The sequence below is a fragment of the Streptomyces sp. NPDC086766 genome (assembly GCF_044746005.1).
In the GTDB taxonomy this organism is placed as follows: domain Bacteria; phylum Actinomycetota; class Actinomycetes; order Streptomycetales; family Streptomycetaceae; genus Streptomyces.
Window position 1 is genome coordinate 70612 of record NZ_JBIVBI010000001.1, and the last position, 12079, is coordinate 82690.

General features: G+C 74.6%; 9 protein-coding genes. 8 read left to right on the forward strand and 1 reads right to left on the reverse strand.

Annotated elements, in window-relative coordinates; all coding sequences use genetic code 11:
• Positions 1 to 73: 73 nt before the first annotated feature.
• The 8 genes from leuS (at position 74) to holA (ending at position 11498) form a co-directional block, all read left to right on the forward strand.
• The gene (gene leuS / locus ACIPM1_RS00320; protein ID WP_402426843.1) at positions 74 to 2956 is read left to right on the forward strand and encodes a leucine--tRNA ligase; all 2883 of its coding nucleotides are present in this window, start codon (positions 74 to 76) and stop codon (positions 2954 to 2956) included.
• Positions 2957 to 3093: 137 nt separating this feature from the next.
• Positions 3094 to 3870: a hypothetical protein gene (locus tag ACIPM1_RS00325; protein WP_402426846.1), complete on the forward strand. Its 777-nt coding sequence runs from the start codon at positions 3094 to 3096 to the stop codon at positions 3868 to 3870.
• A gap of 72 nt (positions 3871 to 3942) precedes the next feature.
• Positions 3943 to 4788 (forward strand): DegV family protein, encoded by an 846-nt coding sequence (locus tag ACIPM1_RS00330; protein WP_402426849.1) that lies wholly within the window; start codon positions 3943 to 3945, stop codon positions 4786 to 4788.
• 222 nt (positions 4789 to 5010) lie between these two features.
• Entirely contained in the window at positions 5011 to 6300 is a 1290-nt protein-coding gene (locus ACIPM1_RS00335; RefSeq protein WP_402426852.1) for a helix-hairpin-helix domain-containing protein, read from the forward strand.
• 101 nt (positions 6301 to 6401) lie between these two features.
• Positions 6402 to 9116 (forward strand): ComEC/Rec2 family competence protein, encoded by a 2715-nt coding sequence (locus ACIPM1_RS00340; protein ID WP_402428113.1) that lies wholly within the window; start codon positions 6402 to 6404, stop codon positions 9114 to 9116.
• A gap of 4 nt (positions 9117 to 9120) precedes the next feature.
• The gene (locus tag ACIPM1_RS00345; RefSeq protein ID WP_402426856.1) at positions 9121 to 9987 is read left to right on the forward strand and encodes an arylamine N-acetyltransferase; all 867 of its coding nucleotides are present in this window, start codon (positions 9121 to 9123) and stop codon (positions 9985 to 9987) included.
• A 33-nt stretch (positions 9988 to 10020) separates the two neighbouring features.
• Positions 10021 to 10266 carry a hypothetical protein gene (locus ACIPM1_RS00350; RefSeq protein WP_402426858.1) on the forward strand — a complete coding sequence of 82 codons (246 nt, stop codon included), beginning with the start codon at positions 10021 to 10023 and terminating at the stop codon, positions 10264 to 10266.
• A 242-nt stretch (positions 10267 to 10508) separates the two neighbouring features.
• Positions 10509 to 11498 (forward strand): DNA polymerase III subunit delta, encoded by a 990-nt coding sequence (gene holA / locus ACIPM1_RS00355; protein ID WP_402426861.1) that lies wholly within the window; start codon positions 10509 to 10511, stop codon positions 11496 to 11498.
• Between the two features lie 303 nt (positions 11499 to 11801).
• Here the strand turns inward: holA and rpsT are convergent, their stop codons facing one another.
• Positions 11802 to 12068 (reverse strand): 30S ribosomal protein S20, encoded by a 267-nt coding sequence (gene rpsT / locus ACIPM1_RS00360; protein WP_402426864.1) that lies wholly within the window; start codon positions 12066 to 12068, stop codon positions 11802 to 11804.
• Positions 12069 to 12079 lie beyond the last annotated feature (11 nt).

Sequence of the window (12079 nt, forward strand, 5' to 3'; positions counted from 1 at the left end):
CTGTGCGAGGGGATTTTTCGTTTCTTGGATGACACAGCCGCTGGCAGAGACCATCGATGGAGCTTTGAGGATCATGAGCGAGACGAACCCCGCCGCAGCCGCCGCCGTTCCGGCTGAGACGGCGCCGCACCGCTACACGGCCGCCGTGGCGGCCGAGATCGAGGCGCGCTGGCAGGACGTCTGGGACGCCGAGGGGACGTACGCCGCGCCGAACCCGAAGGGCGACCTGGCGGGCGATCCGGAGCTGGTCGCCAAGCCCAAGAAGTTCATCATGGACATGTTCCCGTACCCCTCCGGTGCGGGCCTGCACGTCGGTCACCCCCTGGGCTACATCGCCACCGATGTGTACGCCCGGTTCCAGCGCATGACCGGCCACAACGTCCTGCACACCCTGGGCTTCGACGCCTTCGGCCTGCCCGCCGAGCAGTACGCCGTGCAGACCGGCACGCACCCGCGCGTGTCCACCGAGGCCAACATGGAGAACATGAAGGCCCAGCTGCGCCGGCTGGGCCTGGGCCACGACAAGCGCCGGTCCTTCGCCACGATCGACCCGGACTACTACAAGTGGACCCAGTGGATCTTCCTGCAGATCTTCGGCTCCTGGTACGACGAGGAGGCCCGCAGGGCCCGCCCGATCTCCGAGCTGGTCGCCCGGTTCGAGAGCGGTGAGCGTGCCGTACCGGGCCACACGCGCGCGTGGAGCGAGCTGAGCGAGGCCGAGCGCGCCGACGTACTGAGCGAGTTCCGCCTGGCCTACGCCTCCGACGCGCCCGTCAACTGGTGCCCCGGTCTGGGCACGGTGCTGGCCAACGAGGAGGTCACCGCCGAGGGCCGCTCCGAGCGCGGCAACTTCCCGGTCTTCAAGGCCAAGCTGCGCCAGTGGAACATGCGGATCACCGCCTACGCGGACCGGCTGCTGGAGGACCTGGAGGAGCTGGACTGGCCCGAGGCCATCAAGCTGCAGCAGCGCAACTGGATCGGCCGCTCCGAGGGCGCCCGCGTCGACTTCCCGATCGACGGCGAGCGCATCACGGTCTTCACCACCCGCCCCGACACCCTGTTCGGCGCCACCTACATGGTCCTGGCCCCCGAGCACCCGCTGGTCGAGAAGTTCACCCCGGACGCCTGGCCCGAGGGCACCCACGAGGTGTGGACCGGCGGCCACGCCACTCCGGCCGAGGCCGTCAGCGCCTACCGCGCGCAGGCCGCCTCCAAGTCGGACGTCGAGCGGCAGGCCGAGGCCAAGGACAAGACCGGCGTCTTCATCGGCGCCTACGCGACCAACCCGGTCAACGGCGAGCGGGTCCCCGTCTTCATCGCCGACTACGTCCTGATGGGCTACGGCACCGGCGCGATCATGGCCGTCCCGGCGGGCGACCAGCGCGACTTCGAGTTCGCGCGCGCCTTCGAGCTGCCGATCCACTGCGTGGTCGAGCCGACCGACGGCCGCGGCACCGACCCGTCGGCCTGGGAGGACGCCTTCGCCTCCTACGACGCGAAGCTCATGAACTCCTCCAACGACGAGGTCAGCCTGGACGGCCTGGGCGTCGCCGAGGCCAAGGCGCGCATCACCGAGTGGCTGGAGCGCAGCGGCACCGGCGAGGGCACGGTCAACTTCCGCCTGCGCGACTGGCTGTTCAGCCGCCAGCGCTACTGGGGCGAGCCCTTCCCGATCGTCTACGACGAGGACGGCGTCGCCCACGCGCTGCCCGAGTCGATGCTGCCGCTGGAGCTGCCCGAGGTCGAGGACTACAGCCCGCGCACCTTCGACCCGGACGACGCCGACACCCAGCCCGAGACCCCGCTGTCGCGCAACGAGGACTGGGTCCACGTCACCCTGGACCTGGGCGACGGGCCGAAGAAGTACCGGCGCGAGACCAACACCATGCCCAACTGGGCCGGTTCCTGCTGGTACGAGCTGCGCTACCTGGACCCGCACAACAGCGAGCAGCTGGTCGACCCGGAGATCGAGCGCTACTGGATGGGCCCGCGCGAGGGCCAGCCGCACGGCGGCGTGGACCTGTACGTCGGCGGCGCCGAGCACGCCGTGCTGCACCTGCTGTACGCGCGCTTCTGGTCGAAGGTCCTGTACGACCTGGGCCACGTCTCCTCCGCGGAGCCGTTCCACAAGCTGTTCAACCAGGGCATGATCCAGGCCTACGTCTACCGGGACGCCCGCGGCATCGCGGTGCCGGCCGCCGAGGTGGAGGAGCGCGACGGCGCCTACTACTACCAGGGCGAGAAGGTCAGCCGCCTGCTGGGCAAGATGGGCAAGTCCCTGAAGAACGCGGTCACCCCGGACGAGATCGCCGCCGAGTACGGCGCCGACACGCTGCGCCTGTACGAGATGGCGATGGGCCCCCTGGACGTCTCCCGGCCCTGGGACACGCGCGCGGTGGTCGGCCAGTTCCGTCTGCTGCAGCGGCTGTGGCGCAACATCGTCGACGAGACCACCGGCGAGGTCACCGTCACCGGCGCCGAGCCCGACGAGGAGACGCTGCGCGCCCTGCACAAGGCGATCGACGGCGTCCGCCAGGACCTGGAGGGCATGCGGTTCAACACCGCCATCGCCAAGGTCACCGAGCTCAACAACCACCTGACCAAGGCGGGGGGCGCCGTGCCGCGCTCGGTCGCCGAGCCGCTGGTGCTGATGATCGCGCCGCTGGCCCCGCACATCGCCGAGGAACTGTGGCACCGGCTGGGCCACACCGACTCGGTCGTCCACCGGGACTTCCCGGTCGCCGACCCGGCGTACGTCGTGGACGAGACCGTGACCTGCGTCGTCCAGGTCAAGGGCAAGGTCAAGGCCCGCCTGGAGGTCTCCCCGTCGATCTCCGAGGAGGAGCTGGAGAAGGTGGCGCTGGCCGACGACAAGGTCGTCGCGGCACTGGGCGGCGCGGGCATCCGCAAGGTGATCGTGCGGGCGCCGAAGCTGGTGAACATCGTCACGGCGTGACCGGCGGCCTCACGGCGTGACCGGCGGCGGGAGGAGCCGCCTCGGGGTCGTCCCCTACGGGCAGGTTCGGGGTTCTCGTGGAACTCCGGGCCTGCCCGTTGCGTTTACCGTTGAAGAGCGGCGCGGTGTGTGCCGCGATGACCCGAGGACGCGGTGTGTGCCGCGATGACCCGAGGAGGAGCGTCGTGGGAACGGTCGTCGCAGTCTTCGCCCTGCTCTTCCTGCTGTTCGTGGTGCTCGGTGCCTACGCCACCGTCAAGGTGCTCGGCGCCGCCAGGCGCAGCGTGGACCGCACCCTCACCCAGGCCCGCCGCACCGTCGAGGACCACACGCTGCGGGCCAGGTCCTTCGTCCAGCCGGGCGCGGCGGGCGAGCTGGCCCAGCTCCGGCTCACGCTGCGCACCTCGATGCGTGCCACGCAGGAGGCGCTGAGCACGGGCGTGCGCGAGGACGAGTCCCTGAAGGAGTCCCTCGCCCTCTTCGAGCGCCTCAGCGCGCACGGACACGAACTGGACGGCGAGCTCAGGCGCCTGGAGGCCGAACCGGACCGGGCGACCCTCGCCGAGCGGCTCCCCGCGCTCCGCGAGCGGACCCGCCGTGTCACGCAGTCGGCCGACTCCCTGCGCTGGGCGGCCCGCGACCGCGCCCACCGCTTCGCCGACGACGACCTGGACACGCTGAGCGCCCAGATCGACGTGGAGGCCGGCGCCCTGCGCCACTGGACCCGGACCGACACTCCGGACGCGCCGCCCCCGTGGCCCGAGCCCCCGGCCGCCGACGCGGCCGGGCAGACCTGGCCGGACCCCCCGGCGCCGTCCTCGGCGCGGGAGCCGTCCCGGCCCGCCCTCACCCCCGCGGAACGCCGCGCGGCCCACCCCTGGCAGAAGAAGACCCGTCCCGAGAGCACGACTTGATCCGGCCACCCGCGCACCCGGTCGAAGGGCCCGGGCTGCCGTCCGGGCACTACGGCAGGTAACCTCCAGGTCATGTCCCGCCATGTCGCGATCGTCACCGATTCAACGGCCTACCTGCCGCCGCGGACGATGGAGCGCCACGGCATCACCGCCGTTCCCCTGACCGTGGTCCTCGGTGACCGGGCGCTCGAAGAGGGCACCGAGATCTCGACCCGCTCCCTGGCCCAGGCCCTGCAGAAGCGGCGCTCCGTCACCACCTCGCGCCCCAGCCCGCAGCACTTCGCCGAGACCTACCGCCGGGTCGCGGAGTCCGGTGCCACCGACATCGTCTCCCTCCATCTGTCCGCCGAACTCTCCGGCACCTACGACGCCGCGGTGCTCGCGGCGCGCGAGGCGCCGGTGCCGGTGCGGGTGGTGGACACCGGCATGGTCGGGATGGCGCTCGGCTTCTGCGCGCTGGCGGCCGCGGAGGCCGCCGAGGCGGGCGGCACCGCCGACGAGGCGGTCACGGCCGCGGAGAAGCGCGCCGGCAGCACCTCCGCCTACTTCTACGTCGACACGCTCGACTATCTGCGCCGCGGCGGCCGGATCGGCGCCGCGCAGGCCCTGCTCGGTTCCGCGCTCGCCGTGAAACCCCTGCTCCAACTCCAGGGCGGGCGCATCGAACTGCTGGAGAAGGTGCGCACGGCCTCCCGCGCGATCGCCCGGCTGGAGGAGGTCGCGGCCGAACGGGCGGGCGGCGCCGAGGTCGATGTCGCCGTCCACCATCTCGCCGCCCCGGAGCGGGCGTCGGCGCTCGCGGACCGGTTGCGGGCGCGGCTGCCCGGGCTGGCCGTGCTGCATGTCAGCGAGGTCGGAGCGGTGATCGGGGCGCACACGGGGCCGGGACTGCTGGGGGTCGTGGTGTCGCCTCGCTGACGGCGCGTGAGGGCGTGAGGGCGTGACGGTGGGACCACCCGTGAGGGGCGCGAGCGCCTGACGGTGGGAGATCGGTGAGGGCGTGACGGTGGGACGTCGATGACGTCGCGGGGCTGAGGAGTGTCACTCGTTCGGGTGGTCGAGTTGTCCACAACCGGGCGGTAGTCCCCGGGAATCGAGCAAGATCATCGCGGTTCGGCCGGTCTGCCCGATCCTCGTCGCATGGCACTTCGATCACGCTCACGACGCACAGCGACCGCGACCAGTGGCCCGAACCGGGCCCCCGCCTCGGACGGCCGGACCAGGCATCGCCGCCCACCCGACCGGCGCGGGGCCCGGCGCGGTCACCGCCGTGCTACGGGTGGGGCTCCCGGCGCGGGTTGGGTTTCCGGCTCGGGTTCGCGTCCGGCTTCGACTTCGCGTTCGGCGTCGGCTTCGGCGGAGGAACTGCGCCGCCGGGCGGAGGCGCTGTTCGGCGAACGTGCCGGGCGAGTGGGGGAGTCGGGGAGCGGACCGCCGGCGATCTCGGGGCCGTCCGCGGACGCTCCGCGGCACGCGGTAGCTCCGCCGTACCCGGATGGGGCCGCCCGGGACGGCGTGCGGCGCAGGCCGTCGTGGGCCGAGGACCCCGAAGCGGCCGGTCATGACCCGGAGTCGGGGGACGCACGCGAGGGCGGCACCGGTCCCGCTGCCGCCGTGGACATGGCCTCACCAGGACCGGTGCCGATCCCGGCACTGGCATCGGCATCCGTACCGGGATCGGCACCGGGGCCGGACGCTGCTCGGGCCTGGCGGGAGCGGGCCGGGCTCGCGCTGCGGGACCGGATGCCGCTGTGGCTGCAGGCCCGGTGCGGTCTGGAGCGCAGGAACGTCGTCGCGCTGACGGCGCTGCTCGTCCTCGCCGCGGTCCTGGCCGCGCAGCACTTCTGGACCGGCCGTACCGAGTCGGTGCGGGCACCCGAGGCCGTGCGGGCGGTGGTCCCCTACGGCGGCCGAGGCGAGAGCAGGCAGGCCGCGTCCGGAACCTCCGCCGCTCCACCGGGCGTCGGCGCGTCGCCCGGCCCCGCGATCGTGGTGGACGTCAGCGGCAAGGTCCGCCACCCCGGGATCCGGCGCCTTCCCGCGGGATCCCGGGTCGCCGACGCGCTGCGGGCGGCGGGCGGGGTGCGCCCCGGTACCGAGACCGACGGCCTCAACCGGGCCCGCTTCCTCGTGGACGGCGAACAGGTCGTCGTCGGTGGCCCGGCCCCGGCGGTGGGCGCACCGGCCGGCCCGGTCGCCGGCGCCGCGGCCGGTCCGGTGGCGGCGGGGGCTCCCGCGACACCGGTCTCCCTCAACACGGCCACGGCGGACCAGTTGGAGACCCTGCCCGGCGTCGGTCCCGTACTGGCCCAGCACATCGTCGACTACCGCACGCGGCACGGTGGCTTCCGCTCGGTGGACCAACTGCGCGAGGTCACCGGCATCGGCGACCGCCGCTTCGCCGACCTGCGCCCCCTGGTCCGGCCATGAACCGGACTCCCGAAGGCGCGGCGCCCTACCGGCCGTCGTCTCCCGGGCACACTCCCCCCGAAGGTCCCCCGGGCTCCACCGGGGCCCGCCCGCGCCGCTCGGTGCACGCGGTCGCGGGCGGTCGGCTCGGCGCCGCCCATCCCCGGCAGGAGGGACCGGCGGATCTACGGCTCGTCCCGCCCGCGCTCGCGGCCTGGGCCACGGCGGCGTCGGCCGTGGACGCCGCGCCGGAGCCGGTCATGGGCTTCGCGGTCTTCTGCCTCGTCGTCGCGGCCGCGCTCCTGCTCGGTCGCCGTCGGCTCCACGCCACCAGGCCACGGCCCGACCGCCCGCCGCGAGGGCTGCTGTGTCCCGCCGGGCCCGCTGACGTCGGCCCCTCTCCTCGTCCCGCCGAGCCCGCCAACCACCCTCGTGCCGGGCTCGCCGGCTCCCCTCGTCCCGCCGGGCCCGCCCCGCCTGCTGGGTCCGGCCGTCCCGTCCGTCCCGCCGGACCCGCGTGGGCGCGTGCCTCCGTGGCCGCCGCGCTTCTCGCCGCCGCCGCGTCGGCCGTGTCCGCCGGGTTGCACGGGGCGGATCTGCGCCGGGGGCCGGTGCCGGGGCTGGCGCGGCAGTTCGCCACGGTGACCGTCGAGGTGGAACTGACCTCGGACCCCCGGCTCACCCGCCCCCGGGTCAGAGGCGATCGCATGGGGACGGCGGCCGTGCTGATCGACGCCGAGGTCCGGCGCGTGGAGCGGGCGGACGGCGCGACGGCCGTGGACACACGGACGCCGGTACTGATGCTCGTCGACACCCGCTCCCGGCCGCCGGCCCTCTCCCGGGACACCTCGGCGGGAGTTCGCGGCTCCCGTGGCTCCCGTGGCTCCCCGGACGGGCCGGAGCGCTCGCCCTGGCTCGGGCTGCTGCCGTCCACGCGGCTGAGGGTGACCGCCCGGCTGGCACCCCCGCTGACGGGCGGCGACCGGATCGCGGCGGTGCTGCGGGTGCGGGGCCGGACGGCGCCCGAGGTCGTGGGCGGCCCGTCCGGCACGCAGCGGCTGGCGGGACGGCTGCGGGCCGGGCTGCGCGCGGCGACGGACGGCCTGCCGGCGGACGCGCGGGCGCTGCTGCCCGGGCTGGTCGTCGGGGACACCTCGCGGATCATCCCCGAGCTGGACGAGGCGTTCAAGGAGACGGACCTCGCGCACACCCTGGCCGTCTCCGGCAGCAACCTCACGATCCTCCTCGCCCTGCTGCTGGGCCCGCCCGGTCTGGCCCAGCGTGCCGAGCGCCGCGGCGCCGCACCGAGGCTCGGACTCTCCCTGCGGACGACGGCGCTGCTGGGCGGCGCCCTCACCGTGGGGTTCGTCGTCGTGTGCCGGCCCGACCCGAGCGTGCTGCGGGCCGCGGCCTGCGGAGCCGTGGCGCTGCTCGCCCTGGCGACCGGCCGCCGCAGGTCGCTGATCCCGGCGCTGGCGACCGCCGTCCTGCTGCTGGTGCTCTACGACCCGTGGCTGGCCCGCAGTTACGGTTTCCTGCTGTCGGTGCTGGCCACCGGCGCCCTGCTCACGCTCGCACCCCGCTGGAGCGCCGCACTGCGGGGGCGCGGCGTTCCAGCCAGGCCGGCCGAGGCGCTGGCCGCCGCCGCAGCGGCGCAGGCGCTGTGCGCGCCGGTCGTCGCCGTGCTGTCGGCGCGGGTGAGCCTGGTGGCCGTGCCGTGCAACCTGCTCGCCGAGGCCGCGGTCGCGCCGGCGACGGTGCTGGGCTTCGCGGCGCTGGCGACGGCGCCGGTGTCGATGCCGGTGGCCAAGGCGTTCGCATGGTGCGCGAGTTGGCCGGCCGGATGGATCGCGGGCGTGGCCCGGACGGGGGCCGGACTGCCCGGCGGGGGAGTGGACTGGCCGGGCAGTTGGGGCGGGGCGCTGCTCCTGGCCCTCGCCACGGCCGTCGTGCTGCTCCTGGGCCGGCGGCTCCTGGGGCACCCCCGGCTGTGCGGTGTCTGCGCCGTGCTGCTGGTGCTGGTGGTGGTGCGGCCGCCCCCGCTGACCAGGGTCGTCACGGGCTGGCCCCCGCCGGGGTGGCGGTTCGCCGTGTGCGACGTGGGCCAGGGGGACGCGACGGTCCTCGCGGCGGGCGAGGGCACCGGCGTCGTCGTGGACGCCGGGCCCGACCCGGCGCTGGCCGACCACTGCCTGCGCGCGCTGGGCATCACGAGAGTCCCGCTCGTCGTGCTCACCCACTTCCACGCCGACCACGTGGCCGGTCTGCCGGGGGTGCTGCGGGGGCGCGCGGTGGGCGCGATCGAGACGACGGGGTACGAAGAACCCGCGGACCAGGCCGAGTTCGTAAGGAGGGAGGCGGCGGAACGGCACATCCCGCTCACCCGCGCCGTCGCCGGGGAGCAGCGGCGCACCGGCACGCTCTCCTGGCAGGTGCTGTGGCCACCGCCGCCTCCGTCCCCCGACCCGGACGGGCCCAACGACGCCAGCGTGGCCCTGCTCGTCCGGACCGGCGGCCTGCGGCTGCTGCTGCTCGGAGACCTCGAACCCCCGTCCCAGCAGGCACTGCTGAGATCGCCGGCGGCCGCGCTGGTGGCGGCCGTGGACGTCCTCAAGGTCGCCCACCACGGTTCGGCGTACCAGGACCCGGACCTGATACGCGTGGCGGCTCCCCGGCTGGCGCTCATCTCCTGCGGCACGGACAACCCGTACGGGCACCCGGCCCCCGGTACCGTCGCCGCCCTGCGGTCGGCGGGTGCCGCGGTGCTGCGCACGGACCGGGACGGGGCCCTGGCCGTGACCGGGACCGGTGCGCGGTTGCGGGTGGCGAGAGACTGACCCCATGAACACCGCTCAGGTCGACGCCTACCTCCGCCGCCTCGGTGCCGAGCGCCCGGCGCGTCCCACCGCCGACGCCCTGCGCCGGCTGCACCTGCGGCATCTGCGGGCCGTGCCCTTCGAGAACCTGTCCGTCCATCTCGGCGAGGAGATCCTGCTGGAGGAGAAGCGGCTGCTGGACAAGGTGGTGGGCGTGCGCCGGGGCGGGTTCTGCTACGAACTGAACGGGGCGTTCGGGGCGTTGCTCACGGCGCTCGGCTTCGAGGTCACCCTGCTCGCCGCGCGGGTGTACGGGGAGGAGGGGCGGCTCGGCATCCCCTACGACCATCTGGCGCTGCGGGTACGCACGGTGGACGGGGGCGACCGGCTGGCCGACGTGGGGTTCGGGACGCACAGCCACTTCCCGCTGGCGTTCGGGGAGCGGGGCGAACAGGCCGACCCCGGCGGCACGTTCAGGATCGTCGAGGCGGGGCCCGACGGGGCCGGGAGACGCGGGCCGGGCGCGGCCGGGACGGGCGACGCGGACGGCGTCCAGGACGGTTCCGCCGACCTGGACGTCGTCCGGGACGGGAAGCCGCAGTACCGCCTGGAGGTACGGCCTCGGGTCCTCGCGGACTTCGTGGCCGGGGCCTGGTGGCACAGCACCTCGCCCGCCTCGCACTTCACACGGTCGCTGGTGTGCTCCCGGCTCACCGAGGACGGAGGGCGGATCACCCTCGGCGGCCGGACCCTCACCACGACGAGCGGTGACGGGACGCGCGTGGTCCGGGACCTGGACACGGACGAGGAGGTGCTCGCCGTGTACCGCGACCGGTTCGGGCTGGAGCTCGCCGGCGTCCCGGAGGTGCGGGGCGGAGCCGACGGCGGCTGAACCGGGCGAGCGGCGGTGCCGGAGAATGGCCGGGTGAGTGATGTGAGACATGTGCTGGTGCTGCCGGACCGCGAAGCCGCAGAGGAGGCCGCACAGGCGCTGGCCGAACGGTTCGGGACCGACGAGGAGCCGAGGATCGTGCGGGACGCCCTCGCCGGGGAGGACGACGCGGAGGACGCGCAGTGGCTCGTACTGCTGCGCGACGACGCGGAGCGGCTCGATCCCGCGGAGCTCGACACGTTCGCGGGGGAGTGGGACGGCTGGCGCGAGGAGCCGTAGGACTCCGGCCCCACCGCCGGGCCCACCAGCCCACCAGGGCCCGTGCCGACCGCACCGCCGCCCCGCCCTCACCCCGCCCGCGCCCGACCCCATCGGGCTCCGCGCCGCCCAGGCCGGTTCCGCGCCCACGCCGGTGCTCCACCCCACCCCGCCCACGCGGGCGCCCCGCCCGTGCCTCCGCCCCGCCCCACCCCCTCCCGCCTCCGCCCCCGTTGTCGCTGCCGCGTGCGATGCTTGGGCCGATGGCCAGGAACACTGCGAACGACGACCTGCTTGCCCCGGTGACGCTTGCCGTGGGGCAGGAGGACCTGCTGCTCGACCGTGCCGTGCGGGACGTGGTGTCCGCCGCCAGGGCCGCCGACGCCGACACGGACGTACGGGACCTGACCTCGGACCAGTTGCAGCCCGGCACGCTCGCCGAGCTGACCAGCCCGTCGCTCTTCGCGGAGCGCAAGGTCGTGGTCGTACGCAACGCGCAGGACCTGTCGGCCGACACGGTCAAGGACGTGAAGGCGTATCTCGGGGCTCCCGCCGAGGAGATCACGCTCGTGCTGCTGCACGCGGGCGGCGCCAAGGGCAAGGGCCTGCTGGACGCGGCGCGCAAGGCGGGCGCGCGCGAGGTGGCCTGCCCGAAGATGACGAAGCCGGCCGACCGGCTGGCCTTCGTGCGGGCCGAGTTCCGGGGGCTCGGCAGGTCGGCCACGCCGGAGGCGTGCCAGGCGCTGGTCGACGCGATCGGCAGCGATCTGCGGGAACTGGCGTCGGCGTCGGCGCAACTGGTCGCCGATGTCGAGGGCACGATCGACGAGGCGGTCGTCGGGCGGTACTACACGGGGCGGGCCGAGGCCTCCAGCTTCACCGTCGCCGACCGGGCCGTGGAGGGGCGGGCGGCCGAGGCGCTGGAGGCGCTGCGCTGGTCGCTCGCGACAGGGGTGGCACCGGTGCTGATCACCAGTGCTCTGGCCCAGGGCGTGCGGGCGATCGGCAAGCTGCTGTCCGCGCGCGGTGGCCGTCCCGCCGATCTGGCGCGGGAGCTGGGGATGCCGCCGTGGAAGATCGACCGGGTGCGGCAGCAGATGCGCGGCTGGACGCCGGACGCGGTCTCCGTCGCGCTGCGGTCGGTGGCCGAGGCGGACGCCGGCGTCAAGGGCGGCGGGGACGACCCCGGGTACGCCCTGGAGAAGGCGGTCGTGACCATCGCCCGCGCGGCACGTTCCCGCGGCCGGGCCTGACCCGGCCCCGCCAGAGGCGAGAGGGCCCCGCACACCGACGGCCCAGCCCTGCTCGGGGCGAGAGGGCCCCGCACGCCGACGACCCCGCGCCGCTGGAGGCGAGAGGTGCCCGCACGCCGAAGACCCCGCCCCCCTCCCTGGGGAAAGGGAGGGGCGGCAGGGTCTTCGGTTCACGCTGTTCACGCCGTTGAGCCCGTACCCGCGTGGCGAACGCAGGCCGCGTACGAGCTCGGGGGTGCCGGCCGGGAGCGGATGAGAGAGGGCCCGCTCTGGGTCCTGCCGGCGGTCAGATCAACGAGTGGGTCAGCCCTTGAGGGAAGCGACCTTGGAAGCCAGCGCCGACTTCTTGTTGGCGGCCTGGTTCTTGTGGATGACACCCTTCGAGACGGCCTTGTCGAGCGCACGCGCGGCAGCGCGCTGCAGCTCGGTGGCCTTCGCGATGTCACCCGCGGCAGCAGCCTCACGGGCCTTGCGGATCGCGGTCTTCAGGGAGGACTTGACGGCCTTGTTGCGCAGCCGGGCCTTCTCGTTGGTCTTGATCCGCTTGATCTGGGACTTGATGTTCGCCACGAATGAGCCTC